At 56.9% G+C, this 24870-nt stretch carries 18 protein-coding genes; 2 read left to right on the forward strand and 16 right to left on the reverse strand.

Annotated elements, in window-relative coordinates; all coding sequences use genetic code 11:
• Positions 1 to 48: 48 nt before the first annotated feature.
• The 5 genes from motB to B145_RS0106475 form a co-directional block, all read right to left on the reverse strand.
• Positions 49 to 1071, reverse strand: a complete 1023-nt coding sequence (gene motB, locus B145_RS0106455) for a flagellar motor protein MotB (RefSeq protein ID WP_018606029.1) — start codon at positions 1069 to 1071, stop codon at positions 49 to 51.
• 46 nt (positions 1072 to 1117) lie between these two features.
• On the reverse strand, positions 1118 to 1975 hold the full coding sequence (gene motA, locus B145_RS0106460) for a flagellar motor stator protein MotA (RefSeq protein ID WP_026258886.1): 858 nt from the start codon (positions 1973 to 1975) through the stop codon (positions 1118 to 1120).
• A gap of 252 nt (positions 1976 to 2227) precedes the next feature.
• A complete protein-coding gene (flhC, locus tag B145_RS0106465; protein ID WP_342662010.1) occupies positions 2228 to 2770 on the reverse strand; it encodes a flagellar transcriptional regulator FlhC in 543 nt (180 codons plus the stop codon).
• Between the two features lie 21 nt (positions 2771 to 2791).
• On the reverse strand, positions 2792 to 3109 hold the full coding sequence (gene flhD / locus B145_RS0106470) for a flagellar transcriptional regulator FlhD (protein WP_026258887.1): 318 nt from the start codon (positions 3107 to 3109) through the stop codon (positions 2792 to 2794).
• A 276-nt stretch (positions 3110 to 3385) separates the two neighbouring features.
• Entirely contained in the window at positions 3386 to 5344 is a 1959-nt protein-coding gene (locus tag B145_RS0106475; RefSeq protein ID WP_018606034.1) for a GGDEF domain-containing response regulator, read from the reverse strand.
• A gap of 214 nt (positions 5345 to 5558) precedes the next feature.
• On the opposite strand from B145_RS0106475, the gene B145_RS0106480 reads away from it, so the two are divergent.
• The gene (locus B145_RS0106480; protein WP_018606035.1) at positions 5559 to 6092 is read left to right on the forward strand and encodes an NUDIX hydrolase; all 534 of its coding nucleotides are present in this window, start codon (positions 5559 to 5561) and stop codon (positions 6090 to 6092) included.
• 12 nt (positions 6093 to 6104) lie between these two features.
• Here the strand turns inward: B145_RS0106480 and B145_RS0106485 are convergent, their stop codons facing one another.
• Positions 6105 to 6743 carry a hypothetical protein gene (locus B145_RS0106485; protein WP_157288297.1) on the reverse strand — a complete coding sequence of 213 codons (639 nt, stop codon included), beginning with the start codon at positions 6741 to 6743 and terminating at the stop codon, positions 6105 to 6107.
• A gap of 83 nt (positions 6744 to 6826) precedes the next feature.
• Here B145_RS0106485 and B145_RS0106490 point away from each other — a divergent pair, with 83 nt between their 5' ends.
• On the forward strand, positions 6827 to 7432 hold the full coding sequence (locus B145_RS0106490; protein ID WP_018606037.1) for an HNH endonuclease: 606 nt from the start codon (positions 6827 to 6829) through the stop codon (positions 7430 to 7432).
• A 133-nt stretch (positions 7433 to 7565) separates the two neighbouring features.
• On the opposite strand, the gene B145_RS24620 is transcribed toward B145_RS0106490, so the two are convergent.
• The 10 genes from B145_RS24620 to B145_RS24625 form a co-directional block, all read right to left on the reverse strand.
• Positions 7566 to 10352 carry a M16 family metallopeptidase gene (locus tag B145_RS24620; RefSeq protein ID WP_157288298.1) on the reverse strand — a complete coding sequence of 929 codons (2787 nt, stop codon included), beginning with the start codon at positions 10350 to 10352 and terminating at the stop codon, positions 7566 to 7568.
• Positions 10353 to 10511: 159 nt separating this feature from the next.
• The gene (locus B145_RS0106500) at positions 10512 to 11846 is read right to left on the reverse strand and encodes a sigma-54-dependent transcriptional regulator (RefSeq protein ID WP_018606039.1); all 1335 of its coding nucleotides are present in this window, start codon (positions 11844 to 11846) and stop codon (positions 10512 to 10514) included.
• Positions 11846 to 13759 carry a sensor histidine kinase gene (locus B145_RS0106505; RefSeq protein ID WP_245541830.1) on the reverse strand — a complete coding sequence of 638 codons (1914 nt, stop codon included), beginning with the start codon at positions 13757 to 13759 and terminating at the stop codon, positions 11846 to 11848. The genes B145_RS0106500 and B145_RS0106505 overlap by 1 nt, the downstream gene beginning before the upstream one ends.
• 103 nt (positions 13760 to 13862) lie before the next feature.
• Positions 13863 to 15047 (reverse strand): [FeFe] hydrogenase H-cluster radical SAM maturase HydE, encoded by a 1185-nt coding sequence (hydE, locus tag B145_RS0106510; protein ID WP_018606041.1) that lies wholly within the window; start codon positions 15045 to 15047, stop codon positions 13863 to 13865.
• Complete coding sequence (gene hydF / locus B145_RS0106515; RefSeq protein ID WP_018606042.1) at positions 15044 to 16312, reverse strand: [FeFe] hydrogenase H-cluster maturation GTPase HydF; 1269 nt, start codon at positions 16310 to 16312, stop codon at positions 15044 to 15046. The genes hydE and hydF overlap by 4 nt, the downstream gene beginning before the upstream one ends.
• A gap of 13 nt (positions 16313 to 16325) precedes the next feature.
• The gene (locus B145_RS0106520) at positions 16326 to 17744 is read right to left on the reverse strand and encodes an aspartate ammonia-lyase (RefSeq protein ID WP_018606043.1); all 1419 of its coding nucleotides are present in this window, start codon (positions 17742 to 17744) and stop codon (positions 16326 to 16328) included.
• 10 nt (positions 17745 to 17754) lie between these two features.
• Entirely contained in the window at positions 17755 to 19149 is a 1395-nt protein-coding gene (gene hydG / locus B145_RS0106525; RefSeq protein ID WP_026258890.1) for a [FeFe] hydrogenase H-cluster radical SAM maturase HydG, read from the reverse strand.
• 10 nt (positions 19150 to 19159) lie between these two features.
• On the reverse strand, positions 19160 to 20971 hold the full coding sequence (locus B145_RS28380; RefSeq protein WP_018606045.1) for a [FeFe] hydrogenase, group A: 1812 nt from the start codon (positions 20969 to 20971) through the stop codon (positions 19160 to 19162).
• A gap of 6 nt (positions 20972 to 20977) precedes the next feature.
• The gene (locus tag B145_RS28385) at positions 20978 to 23005 is read right to left on the reverse strand and encodes an FAD-dependent oxidoreductase (RefSeq protein ID WP_018606046.1); all 2028 of its coding nucleotides are present in this window, start codon (positions 23003 to 23005) and stop codon (positions 20978 to 20980) included.
• Positions 23006 to 23232: 227 nt separating this feature from the next.
• On the reverse strand, positions 23233 to 24870 hold a 1638-nt coding region (locus B145_RS24625), incomplete at its 5' end, for an NAD-dependent malic enzyme (protein WP_018606047.1).

Here is a 24870-nt window from a genome sequence, read left to right on the forward strand (position 1 = left end):
ATGCTCTTCATGACCGTTACAGCCCCCGCCCTCACGCTGACGGGCCTGTCATTTCTTGGAGCCGCCACCTCCCAATACCTGCTTGGCACCTTCCACAATCGGCTCTGGCACCAAGGGTACATTGGCGTTTACGTCCAGATCCTTACCATCCTGAAGGATGGCCTCCTCTGTCCTTTTGTTCATGACCACAAGGGTAATGCGCCGGTTGATGGCATTGAAAGGGTCGTTCTTGTCCAAGGCAATGCTGGAGGCCAAGCCCACAACCCGCATCATTTTGCGTTCTTCCAAGCCGCCCATCACTAACTCACGCCGACAGGCGTTGGCACGGTTGGCAGAAAGCTCCCAGTTGGAAAACCCCCTGTTCCCCCCTGCATACTGTGCTGCATCGGTATGGCCCGAAATGCTGATGCGGTTTTCCACCTGATTGAGTACCTGGCCGATGGCGCGGACAATCACCTTGGTGTAAGGCTTCATCTCGGCACTGGCCGAATCAAACATGGGGCGGTTCTGGTCATCCACGATCTGGATACGCAGCCCTTCTGAAGTCATATCCAGCAAAAGCTGCCGCTTGAATTGCCGCAGATCGGGGCTCGCCTCAATCACCGCTTCCAGCTTGGCCTTCACATCCTGCAACATGGCCCGCTCAGCCATTTCGCGCTGCGCTTTGGCTTCTTCCCCTTCCGGCTTGCTCTTGGAGGTCTCCGGGGCCAGCTTGGAGGCTTCCGGCACAACCTTAATTTCATTCGCCTTTTTCGGTTCCTTGTAGCTACCCTTGGCCACTTCACCAATCGATTTGGTTAGATCCTGCCCACCGCCAGAGAACACTGAATTCGAGGAACCGGACCCAGGCCCACCTTCCATAGAGAGCTTCAAGGGGCTTTGGAAGAAATCAGAAATCCCCTTCAAGTCCCCTTTGGTGGTCGAACCCAGCAACCACATCAGCAGGAAGAAGGCCATCATCGCCGTCACAAAGTCAGCATAGGCCAGTTTCCACGCCCCACCGTGGGCCCCCGCGCCACCTTTTTTGATGCGCTTGACGATGATGGGTTGCTGGTTGTCGTTGCTACTCATGGCAAATTCGGAACCGGATAGGGGTTAGCAATGCACAAGGCTCCACTTACTTGCCCTTGCGGCTCTTGAGTTCTTCTTCCAGTTCGGTAAATCCTGGCCGGTCAGCCGAGAACAGCACCTTGCGGCCAAATTCAACGGCCACCTGGGGGGCGTACCCACTCATGCTGGCCAACAAGACCACCTTCATGCACTGATAGACCTTCCCCTCTTCTTCGCTGACCTGCTCCAACTGGCCGGACAAAGGTCCAAGGAAGCCATAGGAAATCAGAATCCCCAGGAAGGTGCCGACCAGGGCGCCACCGATCATCTTGCCCAACACCGCAGGCGGCTCCCCCACCGAGCCCATCACGTTGACCACCCCCATCACCGCCACCACGATACCGAAAGCCGGTGTGGCATCTGCCACCTTGGCCATGACGTGGGCAGGCACGTGGGCTTCCTGATGGTGGGTTTCAATTTCAATGTCCATCAGGTTTTCCAGCTCAAAGGCATTGAGATTGCCCCCTACCATCATGCGCAGATAGTCCGTCAGGAACTCCATCGCGTGGTGGTCGTGCTGGAACTTGGGGTATTTGGAAAAAATCGGGCTGCTATCCGGGTTCTCGATGTCGTTTTCAATCGACATCAGCCCCTCTTTGCGGACTTTGCCAAGGATTTCATACAACATGGCCAAAACTTCTATATAGACAGCCTTGTTGTAACCAGAGCCTTTGAAAACCTTGGACAATCCACCAAAAGTGGCCTTGACCGAACGCATCCCGTTGCCGCCCAGAAAACCACCCAGGGTCAGCCCGATAATGGCCAGATACTCCATTGGCACCCACAGCGCGGCAAGACTGCCGTGGACAGAGTAGGTGCCAATAGAGGCAACCAGAATGATGATGTAGCCAACAATCAAAAGCATCTTCAAGACCCTTGTGTGCCGCAGAATGCGAAAACCGGGTGTCGCCAGGGCCATAAACACGCTTGTTCAGCGTCCGCGCCCTTTTGTTTGAAACCCAAGGACAGGATTATCCACCATCCATGCTGGCTATCGGCACCGCAATCGGAAACTTGAAGTCACTTAAATAACAAAAAGCCGCCAAAAGCTTGGCGGCTCAATGATTCACAACACCACAGGTTCTGAGGAGGGTTGCGGCAAATCAACAATAGTCCATTACGATGCCATTTCACATTCATCCCGCACGCTGCGCTTGCCCCCCTTGCCCGCACGGGCAGGTACGTGACACAGCCCACAAACATAACCCTTGGAGGGATCGAAAGCGTGGGCAACAAAACTGCCGCTACATTTGCAACAGGTGCTCAATTGCAACATTTTTGCGTCAAAGAAACGCACCAGCGTCCATGCCCGGGTCAGGCTCAATACTTCTTCAAGCTCATTGAGCGCCACCTGCTCACGATACATGCGAAATGCCTGCAACGTAGCATCCAGCCCCTTCAAGCCCGTGTTGCGATTGACAAAGCCCAGCAGGGACATGAATAGTGAAGCGTGAACATTCTGCTGCCAGGGGATGAACCAATCGGTAGAAAACGGCAGCATGCCCTTGGGCGGCGATTCGCCACGGATTTCCTTGTAGAGCTTGAGCAGGCGCTCCCGCGACAAGCCGGTCTCCGACTCCAGCATCTGCATCCGCGCACCTAGTTCGATCATGTCGATCGCACGTTGATTCTCGCGGGTGTCTTCAATCAGGCTCTTCATGCGCATAGCTCTTCTCCCGCTTCAAGCAATGTGTTCAACAGCCTTGGACGCCGCCAGGATGGTCGCGTGGATACGCGCAGCACTGTTTTCACGACCATGATTGGACATCAGGTTGAGCAACAGCGTGTCGTCAAAGCGGAACTGGCACAGCAGCATGTCGCTGGAGGCCATACGCAACACTTGTGAAGGAGAGAGGTTTTCGATCAGTTCGGCAACATCTTCGCCAATCCCCAGTTTGAGCATGGCGGAGGCCCGATCTGCACGGAGAATCTGTTGCGCAAGCATGAGATAAGACAAGTTCAGCTCGCGGATCTCGTTTGCAATATCCATTTTCATCATTGACCTCCACACCTTTTGGGGAGAGGCGAACACGGCCTCTATGGCAATGAATTGTCCAGATAAAGGACTCCTCTACCAATCAGGCTGTGTCGGATATTGCTGTAGTAAGAGACAGCAGCGAGCATGTAAGAATTTATCTTACACAACAAGGTTCCTCGCTACCGTTACGACCATTAACGACCCCCTTGAGAAGAACTTTAGGCTTTTTTTAAAAAAATTTTGCAGCCTGAAAAGCTACGCCACACAGCACCAGTCGAGAGAGTTAATGCTGGATAATCAAGCCCCTGCAGCACTGCTGCCGCCTGGGCGCCCCTGCGGCAACTGGGCAGTAGCCACTTGATCCCGCCCTTTTTTCTTGGCTAGATACAGGCCGTCGTCCGAGCGTTTGAACAAGCTGTCGGCATCGGTCATGGTGGCATCCCGACACGCCACACCCGCGCTGATAGAAATTTTTACACTCCGCAACCGTGTGTCCATGATCAAGTCGTGCATGGCTTTGCGGATTCTTTCCGCGCACACCATGGCAGATTCAATGGCCGTGCCGGGGCAAAGCACCACAAATTCATCTCCCCCCAGCCGTGCCAGCACATCCTGGGTACGCACTGCGGCACGGATGGCCTGGGCGACCTGTACCAGCACAGCATCGCCAACATCATGCCCATAGGTATCATTGATGCCCTTGAAATGGTCGACATCAACCAGGATGCAGGACAGGGGGCGCTTGTTGCGCAAGGAAAAGGCCCATTCCTGTGCGAACCGTTCACTAAAGCACCGACGGTTGGGAAATCCGGTCAAAGGATCAGTCATAGCGGCGTCCTGCAAGCGCCGGTTACTGACCGCCAATTCTGCCGCAAAGTGGCGAATTTCCTCACGATCCTGCTCGATTTCCCGATTCAGATCAGTCAGCCGCCTGCTGGCACCTAGCTTGGCAAGCAATACCCGCAGATTGACCGGCTTAGGCAAGGCATCGTCCGCCCCCGCCTCCAGCGCTTGCACCACCACCTCCTCTTGCACATCTTCAGCCAAGATCAGGATGTATAAAGCCCGTCCGATACGGGTCTTGCGGATGACACGAACCAGCTCTCCGCCGCTCATGTCTGGCAGCCCCTCACCAATGAGCATCATGTCCGGCATAAAGTCCAGCGCCAGTTCCGCCGCGCTGAAGCCGTCATGCGTAAAGCTCGTCTGGAAGCCGTTCTCACCCAGGAACTGTGCAATCGTCTGGCAGGCCGCTACATCGGTATCCACAATCAGCGCGCGCATGGAGACATCCTGACGGGGCACCTCCTCTTCAGCCCCATCCGCACCCAGCTCAGGCGCGAGCGCCTTGACTGAACCAAAGGGAGGCAGTACCTCCGCGTGAATGCTCAGGAGTGCGCCCCACTCCAACCATTCCCGCGCCACACCATCCGTCAGGGTGCCAAAAGTTTCTTCATCAAAATTCAAGCGCGAAGCTGCGATCAACAGGCGGTGCTTATGCTGCGGACGTTCTTGCTCCGCCCCCAGGCAGTATTTGGCCACCTGTTGAGACAGGGCCAACGATTGCGTTACCACATATTCACGCTGGCCTTCCGATTGGGTACTTTCCGTACTACTGGCCACGCAATGCGCCGCATCGGTAAAAATACGCGGCAAGCCCCAGTCGGCCAGCATAGCCGCACCCAGTTCCGCATTGGTCATGGCGAACGCATGGGATTCCAACTCCAGCAGACGATGCAAATCCTGCCCCCCTGCTTCTTTGACGATGCGGGAGTAATCATGCGGATACAAGGTAGCCAGCGCGATTTCACCCACGCGGGCCAGCAAGCCCAGGCAATACATCTCATCGGCTGCGGCGGCACGGGTACGCAGGGTGATGGCCTGCATGGAAACGGCAGACAGCAAGGATTCCGCCCAGTACCGCCCATAATCGAAACCTTCGCAGACGCCACTCCGATAATGGGTCAGCAGCGAAAAGCCCAAGGCCATGTTCCGCACCGCAGGCAGCCCCAACACAGTCAGTGCGTCCTGCACTGACGCGACTGGCCTGCGCCCGTAGCCAACAATACCATTGGCGGCCTTGATCAGACGCCCGACAAAAGCCGGGTCAGTCTTGATCACATTAGCCAGGTTGGCAATCGACACGTCTTCCTGCTGCGTCAAGCGCATAACGGCCAGCGCCACCCCTTTGGGCGAAGGCAGATCACCAGAGGCTTTCAGTTGCTCAAAACGAGAGACATCAATCGGTGGAGCCATCTTCTCAATATGTCAGCAAACAAGAACTCTTACTTTTATTTGTCCAGCACCTGCAAAAAGCAACCCACCCCAGACACTCAGACACAAAACGCTCACCCTCTTGTGTGTACGACGGGAAAGACACTTTTCTTTAGTCTCTCCCCGCATTCATTCCACACTAGAGGCTAAAATCATCACCAGCCTTTCCAAAAATCAGCTCGATTACACAAGAGATATGAAGTATTGCTCCACCTGCGGCGCCACAGTCAGCCATCGGGTTCCTGAAGGAGACCGGCTGGCGCGTTTCGTATGCGATCAGTGCGGCGAAATCCACTACATCAACCCAAAACTTGTGGTGGGCACAATCCCTGTCTGGCAAGAACGCATCCTGCTATGCCGCCGCGCCATTGAGCCTCAGCTTGGTTTCTGGACCCTGCCTGCTGGCTTCATGGAAATGGCCGAGAGCACAGCCGAGGCGGCACGCCGCGAAACCCGTGAAGAGGCCTGCGCCCACGTTCGGCTAGTCGGGCTGTTTTCCATGGTCAACATTCCGCACATCAGCCAGGTCCACCTGTTCTACCGTGCTGAAATGGATGACGCCAGCTTTGCCCCCGGCGATGAAACCCTCGAAACCCGTCTCTTCGCTCTGGAAGAAATCCCTTGGGATGAACTCGCCTTTCGCTCGGTCAGCCTGACGCTGCGCCTTTTTCTGGAAGACCGGGAGCGTAGCCACTATGGCTTTCATGAAGCCACATTGGCTCCAAAGTAATCCGGTTTGGACTTAATTTGGCAAACATTCAATATCAATAGGTAAAGGCAGCCCTGGCGGCAACAAGTCGCTTTGCTGCCCAAGCCGCTGGCGAACCGCTTCCACAAGGCGCCGCGTCTGTACCGTATCCGCAGCACCACCTACGGCGTCCACCATAGGTACACCACCTGCGCCCCGCCTCAATTGCAAGGTGACTGGCGCATCCAGCCTCAATTGTTCATCTGCCAGCATACTGGCCAGACGCAGGCGCACCATGACCTGCGCCTCCTCATCCGTCAAAGCTCGCCAGCCATGATCCCGCGATACCTCTGGTGCAGGCCCCTGCCCTTCATCCAAGGCTTGAGCAGATTTTACAAACGCGGAGAGAGAACCAGCAGATGCTTTGGCGCGTGCAGTAGGCGCGGACACCTGCTGGCGAGTCGGCTGCCGTTCATCATCTGGAGGATGGGGGCGGCCCTGCAATACAGGCTGCGATGGGGCCTCCACTTCATCCCCCGCGCCAGGCTGTACTTTCGGGCGCAACTCCACCTGCAAAGGCAAGCCTGGCGGCAATCCGCCTTGCTGCGGCGTGCGCATCCAATCCAGCACCACCCAATGTGCCAGCACTGAAACACCCACCCCGATCAGCGCTAGTTTGTATCGCCGCTCCACCAACATTCCCCCAAAAGGGTTGTAAAACGTTGCAAGGGGGGTTAGGGTGCCATATTCGAGACTACTTATCAGTGTCTTACATCATGCCCGAATCCGACTTACTGTTGCCCGTGGCAAACCAGCGCCCTCTTGTACTTACGCTGGATTCACACGGGCAACCCTATCGCTGGGTCTCCTGGCAACATGCAGTGATCTACTACAGCCGCGACATGGTGGCTTGGGCCATTGGCTCAGAGAGTTTCACCGTGCATGGCGGCGTCTGCCGCAAAACCGGTCAGCGCTCCGAAATCCGTGCCAACAGCATTATCGCCATCCGGGGCAAATCCCTTCCTCCCGGTGCCCTGATCCAGACCCCCCCGCTTTCCAACCGCGAACTCTTCCACCGGGATCGCCAAGTCTGCGCCTATTGCGGCGTCGACCTGCCCTTTAGCCGCCTGACCCGGGACCACATCATGCCCGTATCCCAGGGTGGCGCGGACTCCTGGATGAATGTGGTCACCGCATGCCGCAGTTGCAACCAGCGCAAAGGTGGGCGAACGCCAGAGCAGGCCCATATGCTCCTGCTCTACGCACCTTATGTACCCAACAAGGCGGAATACCTGATCCTCTCCAATCGCAGCATTCTGGCTGATCAAATGGATTTCCTTGCCCACCAGCTTCCCTCACAAAGTCGTTGGCGCAAGCGCTGAATCGGGGTGTTTATCCTGATCGCATTCGTCTGCATGAAAATACGGGCCTGGATTTGACGAGCCCAGGTTTGCATGACAATGCACATCTCCCCGTTCCCCGGGGGTCCATGCTCCCGGGATGCCCGGATAGACGTTAGTCCGCTTTGGCAGGCGTTGTCGTTTTCCCCGCGCCAGCAAAGTCCCCGGCAAACACGCTCACCAGTTGCTCAGGCTTGATGTACTTGCGGATCACCGCATTGACATCTTCCACGCTGACAGTCTTGAGCTTTTCCTCCTGAGCCTGCACAAAAGCCATATTGCGTTGCTGGAAGAGTTGCACCGCCAGTGTGCGGGCGAGGTTGCCGTCCTGGCTGCGCCCAACCTGTGCGGCCTGTATCAATCCACTGCGCGCCTCGGCAACTTCCTGCTCAGTAACACCTTCGCGCACAAAGCGTCCGATTTCCTCCTGCAACGCCAGCTTCAAACGTTCCAGGTTGCCAGGAGCATAGATCGCATACAGCCCCAGTGTGCTGGAAGGCTCATACGCGTCAAGACGCAGGTATGAACCCACGCCATAGCTAAGGCCCTCCTTCTGGCGCAGACGGTCCGCCAGTCGACTCTTGAGGCTGCCGCCTCCCAATATGCGGTTGGCAATGATGAGCGCAGGCGCTTCTGCCGCGTCATCCTTTACCGGCAACGCCAAGCCACCTGTAAAGAAAGCATTGGCTTTCTCAGGCGCCTCGATTTTCAATTCCGTCGGCTTGTTTTCGCGGAATGGCGTGGCAATACGGGCGAATGGCTGGCGTGCCTGCCAGTTGCCAAACAGCTGCTGGATCTGCGTGGAAACTGCTTTGGCATCGAAATCCCCGACCAAGGCCAGCTGCGCATGGTCTGCCCCATAAAACGCAGCATGAAAAGGTTTCAGCTCGGTAACGCGCAAAGTCTTGATGGCAGCCAAATCCTCCTCCACCGTCGGGGCGTAGCGCACATCCCCCTTGGGATAGGGATTGTCATAACGAGCCAACGCCCGCCCTGCGAGGCTTTCAGGCTGTTTGCGTTGTTCTTCGATGGCGGTGAGCGTCTGGTCGCGCAACTGCTCGAATTCAGCAGCGGGAAAACTGGGGTTACGCAACACATCACGCATCAGTACAAGCAACTCGGCGAGCTGTTCACGGCGGGTCTCAAAGGCCACCGTCACCACCCCATTCTGGCCAGAGATATCCAGTTGGGCATGCAGTGCCTCAAGCTTGTCCGCAATCTGCTGGCGGGTAAGCTTGCCTGCTCCACGCGTCAACATGGCAGCGGTAAAACTGCTCAGATTGGCTTTTCCCTTGAGTGTGTGTTCATCGCCCAGGCGCAGAATCATGCTGCCCTTGACCGTCTGGCCGCGCGTCGACTTTGGCAAGAGCGCAATCCTCATGCCATTGGCAAGCTCGCTGCGCAGAGTACGCGCATCAATATTGACAGGGCTGGGGTCAAAGTTCTCCCCTTCGGCCAGCGCCGCCTGCCCCTTGTAGGCAGAAACCGTCGCCTGAATATCCGGCGTATCGGGAATCACGGCACGCTGTGGCTTTTCGGTGGGGATGAACTGCCCCAGGGTGCGATTCGACTCCAGCAGATAGTGCTCGGCCACGCGCTGCACATCTGCAAGGGTAAGGGCCTCGACACGATCACGCTCAATAAAGAACAAACGCCAGTCGCCCGTAGCGATGGATTCCGACAGGGCGACACCAAAGTGGGCGGGGTCACGCAATACCTGTTCGTAATTGTTGCGCAAGGCAAGCTTGGCGCGCTGCAACTCGGCAGCCGTGATCGGGTGCTGGCGCAAACCTTCGAGTTGGGCCAACAAGACACGACGCGCAGCCTCTCGTGATTGCGTCTTGTTGAGCCCCACAAAAGCAATCAAGGCACCCGGCTCATGCAGACTCAATACATCGACATCCACCGAGCTAGCCAGCTTTTTCTCTACCAATGCCTTATGCAACCGGCCACTGGGTTCATCACCCAGAATGAAGGCCAGCACTTGCAGAGCGGCCATATCCGGATGGGGACCGGCTGGAACGTGGTAGAGCGCACCAACAAGTTGGCTATCCCCCACGCGGGCAAGCGTTACCTCACGTGCGCCATCCTGTGCCGGGTCTCGCGTATAGGATGGCTGTAATACCCTGCTCGGGCGGGCAATGACACCAAAATAACGCTGGATCGCATTCAGCGTGGCTTTGGGATCGAATTTCCCTGCCACCACCAACACGGCATTGTCCGGTTGGTAATACAAGCGGTAGAAGGCCTGGAGATTTTCGATGCGCACATTTTCCACATCGCTACGGGCACCAATCGTGCTTTTTCCATAGCTATGCCACTGAAATGCTGCGGCCATCATCTTCTGCCAGAGAATGCCACCGGGATTGTTTTCGCCGGATTCCATCTCGTTGCGCACCACCGTCATCTCGCTATCAAGATCGCTGCGGGCGATGAAGGAATTGACCATGCGGTCAGCCTCCATACGTAAGGCCCATTCCAGGGATTCGTCGTTGGCGTTGAAGGTTTCGTGGTAATTGGTGCGGTCGTAAAAAGTGGAGCCATTGAACTGCATGCCACGGCGGGCAAACTCCTGCACGATGGTCTTGCCGGGCAAGTTCGGTGTGCCCTTGAACATCAAGTGCTCCAGCAGGTGGGCCATACCGGTTTCGCCGTAATTCTCCATCCGGCTGCCAACCTTGTAGGTAATGTTGACCGTGGTTGTAGGCTTGGAGGCATCTGGCGCAAGCAACACCTGCAGACCGTTGGGCAATACGTACTCGTCGATCCCTTCCACACTGGCAATCTTGCCAAGCGCTGCCGCAGCAACTGGTTCCGCCACCTGAACGGGCTCCGCCCATACCGAAGACATCAGCAGGAAGCACCCCGCCCCTGTCAGACACCACTTCCTGATTTGTTTCACAGCTCAAGCACTCCCTGATTAAACCCTTCGGCACAGGCCGACAAGCATGCGCCACCAAGCAGGACCTTACACCAAAACGGCAAGCCCGCTGCGTTGACGCAGACAAACGCCAGCGCACAAGGTTCCCGACCTGTTAAAGGAAAAGGGAAAATGCAACACTCAGGGATTGCCCAAGCCGAACTTCTTCATTTTGTCGTGCAGGGTGGTTTTGGGGATCTGCAACACCTGCGCGGTCTGGCTCAGGTTGTTGCCGTGGCGCCGCAAAGCGTCGGCAATCAGCGCACGCTCAAAAGACTCGACCGCCTGATGCAGTGACACATTCTCTACATCCTTGCGCTCGGCAAATGGCGGAAAGCCAGCCTCTATGCCCAGCACGCAACGATCTGCCACATTACGCAGCTCCCGCACATTGCCGGGCCAGGAATAGGCCATCAGGGTCTGCATTTTTGCCGGGGCCATGGCTGGAGCGGGTCGCCCATGATTGATGCAGGCCTGGTGCACAAAATGCTCAAACAACAAAGGCACGTCTTCGCGCCGTTCGCGCAAGGACGGCAATAACACCGAAGCCACATTGAGCCGGTAATACAAATCGGCCCGGAACCGCCCTGCCTCGGACATCACGCCGAGATCTTCCTTGGTGGCGGCCACAATGCGGCAGTCCACGGGGACTGGCACGTTGGAGCCCAGACGCTCAAGCGTGCGCTCCTGCAACACGCGCAAAAGCTTGATCTGCACACTCATCGGCATGCTCTCGATTTCATCGAGAAACAAGGTGCCGCCATTGGCATATTCGATCTTGCCGATCCGGCGCTTGGCCGCCCCTGTGAATGCACCGGCCTCGTGGCCGAAAATCTCGCTCTCTACAAGGCTCTCCGGCAGGCCACCACAATTGATCGCCACAAAATGCCCGTTACGCCTTGCGCTGAATTCATGCAGGCAGCGGGCAACCAGTTCCTTGCCTGTACCCGTTTCACCATTGATGAGCAATGGGGCGTTGGTGTCAGCCAGTTCCTTGATCAGAACACGGATGCGTTCTATTCCATCTGAATTTCCGATGATACGCGCATCAAGCCGATCTTTGTCATGCAACTGGTGGCGCAGCTCACGAACTTCCATCGTCAAGCGTCGCTTTTCCAGACCGCGACGCACGACGTCCACCAGATAATCAGGGGCAAATGGTTTCTCGACGAAATCGTAGGCGCCAGACTTCATCGCCTGCACGGCGAGCGACACATCACCATGCCCGGTGATGAGCACCACGGGCAGATCCTGGTCAAGCGTCAGCACCTCGCGCATCAAGGCCAGACCATCCTTACCGGGCAGGCGCACGTCGCTGACGATCAGGCCCGGCAGCTCGCTGCGCACCAGCTTGATCGCCTTTTCTGCCGAATCAGCCCCCTGTGTGGCCATGCCTTCAAGCTGGAGCGCCTGCTCACAGCCAAGCAGCACATCCGGATCGTCTTCGACAATCAGCACTTTCAAGCCATTTGGCATCACAGTCTCGTCTCCTTGTACGCCGGAATGGTCAGCGAAAATACTGCGCCGCCTTCCGGTGAATTTGTTGCTTTCAGCTCACCACCAAAGTCCCGCACGATCCCTGCGGAAATTGCCAAACCCAGGCCAAGGCCGACTCCCGGCGCCTTGGTGGTGTAGAAAGGCTCAAATGTATGTTGCAGGCTATCCACACTCAAACCGGGGCCGTTGTCACGTATCAGCAGGCACACAAAATCACCTTCACAATAGGAGCGGATCTCCAGCCTGCGATTTTCCTGCTCCTCCATCGCGTCCAGCGCATTGCCAATCAGATTCAGCAAAACCTGCTCCAGGCGATTCGGGTCACACCACACCTGGGCATCGCCCTCACGTGCATCAATTGCCACATTGACCATCCCTTTGACCAAGCGATGATGCAACAGATACAGCGCATTATCGATGGATTTCTGCAAAGGCACCGCTCTTGGCCCACCCGTCGATTTGCGGGCAAAGGTCTTGAGCTGTCCCGTCAAATGCCCCATACGTTCAACCAGCGGGCCAATCCGATCCAGGTTGGAGCTGGCCGTTTGCACATCGCCCCGCTCCAGGTACTTCACCGCATTGCCCGACAAGGTGCTCAGTGCCGCCAGGGGTTGGTTCAGCTCATGGGCAATCCCTGCCGACAACTGCCCCAACACCGCAAGTTTGCCCGCCTGCACCAGCCCACTTTGCGCTTCCCGCAGGGTACGCTCGGCACGGCTGCGCTCTTCCACCTCTTCCTGCAGGCGCTCATTGGCAGCAGACAGATCGGCGGTACGCTCGATCACCTTGCGCTCCAACTCGTCATGCGCCCGCTGCAAGGCCGAACGCGCCAGCACCAATTCACGGACATGCTTCTGGCGTTGCAGAAAAGTCAGGAACAAGCCCCACAAAAAAGCCATCCCAAGCGAGCCCAATGCCGCGCGCATCTGCGCAAAATCATCGGCTTTCTTCAGATCGGAGAATACAGTCAGATGCCAGGGGGTACCCGGCATCATGCGCGTTTGTGCCAAAAACAGGCCCGACGTGGTAAAGACACTGGCATCATTGTTCGCAACCGGCGGGAGGTAGACAATACGGCTATTCGCGTCAAACACCCGGCGAACCGCCATGCCGACCGGTGCCAGCTTGCGGTTGTTGTATTGCTGAGCCAATGCAATCTGCTGCCTTGCTGCCTCGTCCAGAGGCTGCAAGGTGCTGTATTTCCAGGCTGGCACGGAGGACAGCACCACTACACCATGATCATCAGACAAAATGGCAGGTGACTCGGCAGACGACCAGGAACGTTCCAACTGTTCCAGGCTCACCTTTACCACGCCAGTGCCCTTGACCTCCCCCCCTATGTGGAGCGAAGTCGACAGAAAATAACCGGGCTCATTATTGGTGGTGCCGATGCCATAGAATCGCTCGACATGATCAATCCCCGCATGCTGGTAATAGGGCCGATAGGAAAGATCACGCCCCACGAAACTATCCGGCTTGTTCCAGTTGCTGGATGCAATTACCCGCCCTGGCTTGTCGAGCACAAACACCGCCAGTGTGCCGACGCGTTGGTTCAGGCGTTCCAGGTAAAGATTGGCGCGTTGTCGCAAAGCCATGTCGCCGGGCTTGGAGAGCATCTCCATCACCGCCGCATCAAACCCCATCACATAGGGGAAATTGGCGTATTTATCAATCTCCCGCTCAAGGCTGGCCGAATAGAGGTCCAGGCGATGATGAGCATTGCCGCGCATTTCCTGGATTGCGGCTTCAAACGTCCATAGGTAGACCCCTCGGCCGAACAGCAAGGTCACCACAAGCGCACCAACAATCAGGGCCACGATGCGCTGCCTTGGGGTCAGCCCCAATCCGCGCTTACAAAGAGCCAAGGCGATGTTCTTTGGACGAAACGACAATGCACGCCCCATTGCGAAAAAGTATCTTCTTATTATAGGGTGCCGCCCCACCTAACGCCGCAGCCTTTTGATACCCCCGCCAGAATTGCTGCAGCGTTTCCGCCTATGCCTTGGCAAGCGCCCGGCGCTGGGCAAAATGCGCCGAATCCCCCCAAGCCTGATAAAGCACACGTCGGCCCACCGATTCAATGCGCTTGCGCAGACACTCGCAGCACTGCTCGGCATTATCGTCCAGACAAGGCTTACCATCGTACAAGGTGTATTGGCTGCGCACCCGCACCGGGGTGACCTGCGGCATGATGACATTGGCACCAAAGCGCAGGCCCTGCTCACGCCCCGTTTCCGACAATGCCTGCAAGGCAGTAGTCGCTGCGATATTGACGTTCTTCAACAGAAGGCGGGCTGCAGCAATCATGCGCAGAGAAAGCCCCAAACGAGCCTGCGCCGAACCTATTTGGTCAGCACCACCAAGTGGGGCCTGCACATGTGGAATATAGGGCCCCATCCCGATCATATCCACCCCCAGGTCACGGAAGGCCAACAGATCATCGACCAGATCATCCAGACTCTGCCCCGGCAAACCGATCATCACGCCCGTCCCCACCTGATAACCCAAACGCTTGAGCGTCGCCAGCGCCTCGCGCCTTGCCGCATAGGTCTGCTCCCTGGGGTGCAAGGCAGCAAACAAGGCGGGCTTGAAACTTTCCATGCGTAACAGGTATCGATGGGCGCCCGCTTCAAACCACCGCGCATAGGTGGCCTCGCTCTGCTCCCCCACACACAGGGTAATCCCCAGGCCTTCAGGCAATTCCGTACTACATGTCTCAGCTTTGATTGCGCGTACAGCCTCGGCTACAAAGGCAGCAAACTTCTCATCACGCCGCTCACCCGCCTGTAACACAAGCGAGCCATAGCCTTTGGCCGCACACCACTGTGCACATTCAACGATTTCCGCCAAACTCAAAGTATAGCGTTTGACGGCACGGTTGCTGCGCCGTATGCCACAGTAATTGCAATCGCACACACAACGGTTGGAAAACTCAACCAGACCACGCAGGCGTACAGTATCACCACACCGCTCAAGCAGCGTTTTTTCAGCAGCCCGGCGAATGGTTTCAATATTCTGCGCCGATTGAGCCGCCAAGATCCGGTGAAGGGTCTCTCTGTCGAGGAATCCAGCGTGTATGTCAGACGCCGAAAACTCAAACCCATCCTCCACCAAGCCCAATTTTGCTTTGTCAGGGCGAGGCTGCCAGTTGATCCGAACCGCTGTGCCTGCAACGCTCACGAAACCAGCTCCACTTCCGCCTCACGCGAATCGGCAACCCTGCTGGCTTGCCGATATGCCTGCTGCGCGGCGGGGAAACAGGCAAGAGTACGATCAAGCACCCCCTGCACCACGGATATGGCCATGCCATAATTTGTCATGGGAACCCCCTGGCTCTGTGCCCGATATTGGCGAGCCAGCATGTGCTTACGGGTGACGGTGCAACCACCACATTGCACGATCAGCGAATAGGGCGAGAGGTCTTCTGGATAGTCCTTACCCGAGACCACATCCACCTCGATATTGCCCCCGGCAAACTGGCGCAACCAACGCGGAATCTTGACCCGGCCGATATCATCCGCCAGAGAATGATGAGAGCATGATTCGGAAATCAACACCCGGCTCCCTGGATGCAAACGCGAGATTGCGCCAGCTCCTTCGGCAAGCCGGATCATATCGCCCTTGAACCGCGCCATGAGAATTGAGAACGTAGTCAGCGGGATATGTGCAGGGGTGTCTGCTGCCACCTTGAGCACAACCTGCGAATCACACACCACCAATCTGGGCTGCGTGCGCAAGCGTGCCAAGGCATCAACCATCTCACGCTCTTTCACCACCATGCAAGAAGCATCTGCATCCAGCACATCACGCATGGTCTGAACCTGCGGCAGAATCAATCGCCCCTTTGGCGCCCCCAGGTCTATCGGCACCACCAACATCACCAGATCGCCCGCTCCGATGAGGTCGCCCACCAGACGCGGATCTTCAATTGCCCCTTCTGGCGCAAGGTGGAACAAGGCTTCCTTGAGCGCCGCCATGCCCTCTTTATGCAGCGCAGACACACACACGTATTTGATGCCATCATGTGTCAGTTGCGCCAAGGCTTCGCTTGAAGGACGGGCCAAGTCCGCCTTATTGAAAACCACCACGAAAGGCGTTTTGCGCCCCTGAAGCCGAACAATCAAGCGCTCCTCAAACACCCCCATGCCTTCCGGCCCAACCACCACGACGGCGAGATCAACTCGTTCGAGCACTTCACAGCTTTTTTGCACGCGCAACTCACCCAAGGCACCCTCATCGTCCAGCCCAGCTGTATCGACAAACACGACGGGGCCCAAAGGAGCCAACTCCAAAGTCTTTTCGACCGGATCAGTCGTCGTGCCGGGAGCATCGGAAACAATCGACACAGATTGCCCGACCAATGCATTCATCAAACTGGATTTGCCTACATTGCGCCGCCCCAGTATGCCGATATGCACACGCAATCCTTTGGGAGTCTCCTGCATTTTCATTTCTCCTTCATTGCACCGGTTCAGCTCTGGCCGCCCGGAAGCCTAGCGAAGTCATCGCTTCGGCACACAAATATTGATCAGCCTGGACGGCCGAGAGCAAACCACGGCGAAGCACCAGCGCACGGATGGATTCCCCCGTCCGCCGAGCTTCATGCGCCAGCTCGGCTACACATTCATACCCCAGCACGGGTACCAACGCAGTGGCCGTGCCCAAAGAATTTTCAAGATGCTCTTTGCATCGATCTGGATCAGCCTCAATACCAAGAACGCACTTCTCACGCAGACTGATGCATGCCTGGGTCAGTACATTCAGACTCCCCAACAAGCCATGTGCCAGCAGGGGCAGGAAGGCATTCAATTCCAATTGACCAGACTGCGCAGCGAGCGTGACGGCCATATCCTGGCTCATCGCGTACATCGCCGCCTGCGCCACAGCCTCACATATGACGGGATTAACTTTGCCCGGCATCAGGCTAGAGCCTACCTGCACCGCAGGCAAGCGCAACTCCCCCAGCCCACCACGGGGGCCAGAAGCCAACAGGCGCAAATCCGATGAAATTTTGAACAGATTGACAGAATGCGCTTTGAGTATGCCGGAAACTTCGACAAAAGCATCGGTGTTCTGTGTTGCTTCCACCAGATTTTCAGCACGCGCCAAACCCAGGCGGGTTTGTTCGCGCAAGCGCTCGACCACGCGGAAAATATACTCGCGCGGAGCGGCCAGACCCGTGCCAATCGCAGTGCCGCCCAGATTGACCACGCGCAGGCGCTCTTCGCACTTGAATACCCGCCAGCGATCCCGCCCAATCGCCTCCGCCCAGGCTGCAAAACTCGCTCCCAGGGTAGTCGGGCAGGCGTCCTGCAATTGGGTTCGCCCAAGTTTCACTACCGCAGCAAAAGCCTGTTCCTTGTCTTGCAATGCCGTCTGCAAGGCAACCAAGGCATGCTCAAGACGATGCAATCCGCGTATTGCTGCAATCCGTAGTGCTGTCGGGAATACATCATTGGTGGATTGATGCAGATTGACGTGATCCAGGGGATGCACGCGCAGGTATTGGCCACGCTCGCCCCCTAGCAAGACTTCGGCCCGGTTGGCAATCACCTCGTTGAGGTTCATGTTCAAGGACGTTCCGGCCCCACCCTGCAACGCATCTACGACAATATCATTCTCAAATTCACCTGCGATGACTTTTTCACAGGCTTGCACAATCGCCCCCGCCCGTTCAGCATCAAGGTAGCCCAACTCCGTATTAGTGCGTGCGCAGGCAATCTTGACTTCAGCCATTGCAGCCACCAGATCGATCGCAACCGGCTGACCAAGAATGTGGAAGTTCTCCAGGGCACGAGCTGTGTGGATACCATACCATGCTTGTGCAGGCACAGCATATTCACCCAGGGAATCACTCTCGATGCGCACGCGATCCATCGCAAAACCCTCAGCAATACACGTCGCGTTTGCCCGCCAAGATCTTGTTGAGCATCTTCTCAGAAGCACGACAGGCCTTGGGGTCCATGCGCTGAAGCTCGCAGGCAATAGCCTGTTCTCCCGCCGCACGCGTGGAGCTTGACGCAAAGTCGATCAGATACTCCTGGAAAGTTGTCACGGCATTCGGATCGCATTTTTGACGGATGAGCCCAGGCTTGGCCAAATCCATGAAATCCTGCCCCGTGCGCCCCAGGCGATAACAGGCGGTACAAAACGAGGGGAGATATGCCAAGTTGGAGAGTTCCTGCACAACCTCCTCCAATGAGCGATGATCGCCCAATTGGAACTGCCCCGTAGCGGCTTCCCCTTCGGTATAGCCTCCTGGATTTGTGCGGCTCCCTGCCGAAACTTGCGATACGCCCAAGGCATAAGTATCGCGGCGCATCTGTGCCGATTCGCGTGTCGACATGATGATACCGGTATACGGAACTGCCACCCGTAGAATCGCCACAATCTTGCGGAATTCGTCGTCTGACACCGCAGCAGGTGGCTGCTCAGACATCGGCGCCCCCTGAGCAGGCTCCATGCGCGGCACACTGATGGTATGGCAACCCACACCAAAGGTCTGTTCAAGATGGCCGATGTGCTGCATCAGGCTCAGTAATTCGAAGCGCCAGTCATGCAGGCCAAACAGCACGCCCATGCCCACGTCCTCGATCCCTGCCTGCATCGCACGATCCAGTGCAGAAACACGATAGTCGAAATCACGTTTCTTACCACTCAAATGCACTGCGGCATAGGTCTCGCGGTGATAGGTCTCCTGGAAAATCTGATAGGTGCCAATACCTGCTTCCAGCAACTGCCGATATTGCTCTACTTCCAACGGTGCCACATTGACATTCAAACGCCGGATATTGCCGCGCTTCTCTGTTACCTGATACACCGCCGCAATCGCGTCAAGCACATACTGGAAGCCCCCGCGTGAAGCAGGATAACTTTCCCCCGCGACCAACAGCAGGCGTTTGTGCCCCTGCTCGACCAGCTCCGAAGTCTCGCGCTGGATCTGCTCCATGCCCAATGCACTGCGCGAAATATTCTTGTTTGTGCTACGGAAGGCGCAATACACACAGTCATTGGCACAGATATTCGATATGTATAGCGGAGCGAACAGCACCATGCGGCGCCCGTAGATCTCCTCTTTTACGTATCGGGCTGCATCAAAGAGTTCTTGCACCAGCTCCGGGCTTTCCACGCGGCTCAGGACCGCCACTTCTTCCAGGCTCAGCCCCTTAAGCTCACGCGCTTTCGCAAGAAGCTCACGGATGCGCCCGGCATCTTCCGTTGCATTCTGCAAAACGGTCTGCACCGCTGCTGCATCCAACCAGTCTGTAGTGTTTTCAGTCATGATGCCAACCTCATGCTTCTTCCGTTGTACGATGTGCATCCAGTTCCTGCCAGATCGCCTGGATGTCGGCACATGCAGGATGTTTGCGATCCCGGTAGTGCGTATGCAGCAACTCATGCGAACGATGCGACAAGGGGTGCTCCAAATACTCTTCGTAGAGTTTTTGTACCTGCACGTTATGGTGAGACTGGCGCACCTGCTTTTGGCGATCTGCGCTGTAGAGCGCGTCGCGGCGCTGTTCCACTTGCTTGAAATAGCGGTGCTTGCCACGCAGATGCCCGCCACCGTGGATGCATCCGCCCGGGCATGCCATCACTTCGATGAAGTCATATTCCGACTCACCCGCCTTGACGCTTTCCACCAAGGAGCGTGCCGCCTTCAGGCTATGGCAAATAGCCACCCGCACCTGCCCAACGTCGCCCCCCACATCAATGCTTGCTGAACGCAGGTGCTCGCTGCCACGCACGGCTTCCACCTCAATCTGGCCCAGTTCCTTGCCATTGACCGCGTAGTAGAGCGTGCGTATGGCGGCCTCCATCACCCCACCGGAGGTACCAAAAATCACCCCTGCGCCGGTATATTCGGCAAGGTGAGGACTGTCGAATGGCGTGGCAGGCAGAGCTTTCAGATCAACCCCTTCATGGCGCAGCAGGCGGGCAAACTCCCGGATCGTGAGCACCACGTCCACATCCTTGATCCCATCGTGGCAAAACTCCTCACGCGCAGCCTCTTCCTTCTTGGCAGTACATGGCATGATGGAAACCATACGGATCTTGTCGGCACGCACACCCATCTTCTTGGGCAGATAGCTCTTGACCAAAGACCCCAGGCATTGCTGCGGAGAACGTGAAGTAGAGAGATGCGGCAGGATTTCTGGATAATTCTTTTCCGCAAAACTCACCCAGCCGGGGCAGCACGATGTCATCACCGGCCCTTCCCCCTTGCGCAAGCGTTGCAGCACCTCGTTGCCCTCTTCCATGATCACAAGGTCCGCCGCAAAGCTCGTATCCAGCACCATATCGGCGCCAATGCGATGCAAGGCCGTCACCACTTGGCCTTCCACATTGGTCCCCGCTGGCAGGCCGAATTCCTCACCAAAACCGACCCGGATTGCAGGAGCAATCTGGAACACGGTGATGATATCTGGGTCGGCCAGATAGTCGACTACCTGTTGGGTCTGATCGCGTTCGGTCAATGCCCCGGTCGGGCAAACCATCACGCATTGGCCACAGGCCACGCAGGCAGATTCACCCGCACTGTCGGCATTACGTATCCGCACACCAGCCTTGGCTCCGCGCCCAACTACCTCAAACGCATCCACAGTCTGGATTTCACGACAAACCGTTACGCAACGCAGGCAACGGATGCAGCGGGTTTGATCATAAATGATTGCGGCATTTTCAGGTATATCGAGCGCAGTCGTCGCCAATGGGCGGCGCTGGAAACGAACCCGCTGCAGCCCCACAGAATCTGCGGCATCCAGCAGTTCGCAATCCCCTGTACGCGAACAGGTGGCGCAATCCTGGTGATGGTCCGCCAGGGTCATTTCCATCTGCACCCGGCGTTTTTCACGTACCACAGGTGTACGTGTCATAATCCGCCAACCTTCGCCCATTGCTGTATCGCAGGCCGTCAGGTAGCTGGGTTCCGCCCCTTCAACCTGATGCACTTCGACCAGACAGACACGACAGGTTGCGGGAGAATGGTTGATATCATGCAATTCACATAAAGTCGGAATATGGATGCCATTGCGACGGGCTACGTCAAGAATGGTGTCTGATGCCTCGAATCCGACTTCAAGGCCATTGATGGTTGCTTTCATTTCCACTCACACAGCATGTTGACTAGATTGCGGGGAAGCCGACGTATCAGCGGCAAGGGGATAGCGGGTCACCATCGAGTACACCCGATAGCAACGCAGGCAACGCTCAGCCTCACGATATGCAGCGTTCTTGGAGATCCCCTGCTCGACTTCCTCAAAATTTTTCACCCGTTCCATCGCATCAAGTTCCGGCACACGGGCGCGGTCAATCCGGATCGGGGTGATGGTGGGTTTGTCGCTACGCAGCAGCCGATTTTTGGCCAGCAGCTTTTGCATACGTGCCTCGGGGCTGACTTGGGAACGCCCCTTCAAGAGATAATCACGGATGCTCGTTGCGGCCTTGGCACCATGATCCATGGCGTGGATCAAGGTCAACGGCCCCAATACACAGTCGCCCCCGGCAAACACTTTGTCCCGTGATGTCTGCAAAGTATCTGCATCCACCTGGATGCATCCCCAACGGTCCGTAGTGATATCATCTTCGGCACACAGCACATCGCGGTCCATCTGCTGGCCGATGGCCGCAATCACTAGATCACAGCGCAGCACATGCTCCGACCCTGGCACAGCCTCCACCCCGACGCGGCCCCTTGCATCACGCTCGGTCTGGCGCATCTGCAACAATTCCACGCCTACCGCTTTGTCATTTTCAATAATCAAATGCGAGGGATTGCTCAGAAAGTGGAATTCAACTCCTTCATGCTCTGCCGCATCAATCTCTTCATGATCCGCCGGCATATCTTCACGCGTGCGACGATAGATCAGGTGCACCTTGCTGGCCCCCATCCGCAACGCCGAACGCACACAATCCATTGCCACATTGCCGCCGCCCACCACGACAACCTCACCTTGCAAGGCCATCTTTTTGCCATGCTCAACATGGTTGTGTACATCAAGCAGGAAATCCACCCCTGCAGCGTAGCCAGACAGCCCAGGAGCTTCGTTATCAACGCCCAGCAGGGTTCCACGACTTGCGCCAAACCCTAGAAATACCGCGTCATACCCTTGTTTGACCAGTGCCTCGACAGAATAATCCTTACCCAATTTCTGACCATAATAAATCATGCCGCCAAGACTACGGATGACATCTTCCGTTTCGGCCTTGAGCACATCTTTGGGCAGGCGATAGCTGGGGATACCAACCAGTGCCATTCCACCGGCAGACTGCCCTGCTTCAAAGACGTCGACCTTAAATCCGCTCAACAGCAGATGATATGCACATGTCACTCCAGCAGGCCCTGCGCCGACAATGGCAACCCGTTTATTCCCGGCTGCAGCTTGTGCCTGCGGCTTTTTGAGGATGATCTCACGTCCGCCCTCACTGACCTGATCTGCCACAAAGCGTTTGAGCATCTTGATGCCCACTGCGCCATCCGCATTTGCCCGACGGCAGGCACTCTCACAGAAACGCACGCAAACACGGCCACAAGAAGCCGCCATCGGATACTTATCCAATACTACGCCAAGTGCATGATCGGGTTTGCCATCCTTGAGGCAATCAATGTAGGCCGGTACGTCAAGTTTGGCAGGGCAAGCCTCAATACACGGCGCCGTAACATACGTATAACTGTGTTGCAATCCATCTGCAGCCTCATCCATGCTGAATGCATCTGGAAAATGCCGGATAGCCGCCGCCAAACCACGCCCACTGCTCTGCCCCAGCCCACATAGTGAGGTTTCTGCCATATGCTCGGCCATGGCTACAATATCAGCCAGTTCTGAGCGCAGATTCTGTGTCTGATGAACCTTGGCCAGCAGATCGCTGATTTGCTGCGTACCCACCCGGCAAGGCGTACACTTGCCACAGGATTCCTGGGCGGCCTGACTCATGTATTGGTGGAAAGCAGCTGCCAGATCCGTCTGCTCATCAAACACCAGAAAACCACGATCCGCAATGAATGCCTTGATCGGGTTGGCAGAATCAAACTCTTCCAAGCCCGTCAGGATGGGGGCTGCATTCTGGCGGTCTGGCTCGCCAGAATCGCGCATATCTATCTTCTGGCCATCCCAGAATCCAAACAATGGTTTTGTCATATTCAATTCATCCCTTTACTGCACAATTTGACGCACCGCCATTGCGCACAGATCAGGCTATTTTTCATTCTTGAGACGTAAAGGCCCCTGCTCGCACAGTCTATGTGCGCAAGCATGTTCAGGCAGATTGGGTAAGCCCCCTTGAGAGAAGCAAGCCAGGCGTTGCTCATGCCGGACCAAGCCTCAGAGGCCCGGCATGAGCAACACCTGATGCACAAGGAAACTAGTTAGCCACGCATGTAAGGCCGATACGTAGGAGCCCAGACCTTGGCCTGGATCAGCTCATCGATCTGTGCATCGGTATAAGCCTCGGTCAGCCCTTCAGCACGGGCCTGCTTGGCCACGGCCACGGCGATGTTGGCCGAGACCTTGCGCATGTCGTTCAAGGGCGGCAGCAGCTTGCCTTGCGGGTCGTCCTTGGCGGGTGACATGGCCGCCAGTGCGCGCGCTGCGGCGAGGAACATGCCGTCGGTGACGCGACGGGCCTTGACCGCCAGCGCAGCCAGACCGACTCCGGGGAAGATGTAGGAGTTGTTGGTCTGGGCGAAGTGGTGGGTCTTGCCTTCGTAGTCGATGGAGGCAAAGGGGCTGCCAGTGCCGATGATGGCGCGTCCTTCGGTCCAACGCACGATGTTGGCCGGTTGGGCTTCGACGCAGGAGGTGGGGTTGGAGAGCGGGAAGACGATCGGGCGGGCGACATGGCGGGCCATTTCGCGGATGATCTCTTCGCTGAAGGAGTCGGCCTGACCAGAAACGCCAACCAGTACGGTGGGTTTGGCGTTACGGGCCACGTCGAGCAGCATGGCCTTGTCGGCGCTGTCGAGCTTCCAGCTCTTGAGCAGGGCGCTGTCCTGGGTGTAGGCCTTCTGGAAGGCTTCCAGGTTCGGGGTCTGTTCGGTCACCAGGCCATGACGGCCAACGATGTAGAAGCGCTTGCGGGCTTCTTCTTCGCTCAGGCCAGCTTCAACCATGGCGTGCTTGATCAGATCAGCAATGCCGATGCCGGCTGAACCACCGCCGAGGATGGCGATGCGTTGTTCGGTCAGCGCTACACCCGTGATCTGGATGGCGGACAACAAGGTGCCGGTCGCAACCGAAGCGGTGCCCTGGATGTCGTCATTGAAGGTGCACAGGCGGTCGCGGTAACGGTCCAACAGACGGTTGGCGTTGTTCTTGTGGAAGTCTTCCCACTGCAGCAGCACTTTCGGCCAGCGTTTGTGGACGGCGGCCACGAAGGCTTCGATGAAGTCATCGTATTCCTGACCACGCACGCGTTCATGGCGCCAGCCAATGTAGCGCGGGTCAGCCAGACGTTCTTCGTTGTTGGTGCCCACATCCAGCGTGATCGGCAGCGTGGTCGACGGATCAATACCGCCGCAGCCCGAGTAGATCGCAAGCTTGCCGATGGGAATGCCCATACCGCCCACCCCTTGGTCCCCCAGACCGAGGATACGTTCACCATCGGTGACGACGATACACTCGACGTTGTCAAAACGCGGGTTGGCCAGAATCTGATCCAGACGATCCTTGTTCGGCAGGCTCAGGAACAGCCCACGCGGACGACGGTAGATGTGGCTGAACTGCTGGCAGCCTGCGCCCACGGTGGGGGTGTAGATGATTGGCAGCAGCTCTTCCAGATGTTCGGTGATCAGTGCGAAGTAGAGTGTCTCGCAGGTGTCTTGCAGATCCCGCAGGAAGACATAGCGGTCCAGATCACTCGGCAGGGCCCGCACGCATTCCAGACGGCGCTGTACCTGGTCTTCCAGGCTTTCAATGTGGTCCGGCAGCAGCCCATGCAGGTGGAACGCGTCACGCTCTTCGAGTGTGAAGGCGGTGCTTTTGTTCAGCAGCGGGTTTTCGAGGAT

The sequence above is a fragment of the Uliginosibacterium gangwonense DSM 18521 genome (assembly GCF_000373965.1).
GTDB classification, from domain to species: domain Bacteria; phylum Pseudomonadota; class Gammaproteobacteria; order Burkholderiales; family Rhodocyclaceae; genus Uliginosibacterium; species Uliginosibacterium gangwonense.